Source organism: Mycobacterium sp. 94-17, assembly GCF_035617725.1.
Taxonomy (GTDB): Bacteria; Actinomycetota; Actinomycetes; order Mycobacteriales; family Mycobacteriaceae; genus Mycobacterium.
Window position 1 is genome coordinate 1 of the sequence record NZ_JAPIYN010000088.1, and the last position, 500, is coordinate 500.

Annotated in this window: 1 protein-coding gene; it reads left to right on the forward strand. The window is 70.2% G+C overall.

What is annotated here, in order from left to right; genetic code table 11:
• Positions 1 to 500: condensation domain-containing protein (locus tag OQ789_RS25775; RefSeq protein ID WP_324689251.1), on the forward strand; the 500-nt coding region annotated here is incomplete at both ends.

Here is a 500-nt window from a genome sequence, read left to right on the forward strand (position 1 = left end):
CGGGCCGCGGTCTGCGACCTGACCGGGCCGCCGGCGTTTCGCGCGGCACTCATCCGCACCGGCGCAGACCGGTACCGGTTCGTGGTGACCAATCACCACCTCGTGCTCGATGGCTGGTCGCTGCCGATCCTGCTGGGTGAGATCCTCGCCGGCTATTACCGGCAACGACTACCAGCGGCCCCCACCTACCGCAGCTTTATCACCTGGCTGACGGGTCAGGACCGCGACGCCGCGCGCAAGGCGTGGGGTGAAGTGCTGGCCGGGTTCGACACCCCCACCTTGGTGGGACCGGCCGGCCGGGTGGGGCTGGGCCGGCGTGCTGTGGTCGCCCATCGCCTGGGCGAACCCATCACTGCGGCGCTGACGGAGTTGGCTCGTGCGCAGCACACCACGGTCAATGTGGTGTTGCAGGCGGCGTTCACGCAGCTGCTGTGCGCGTTGACCGGCCACCACGATGTGGCCTTCGGCACCGCGGTCTCGGGCAGACCGGCGGAGTTGGC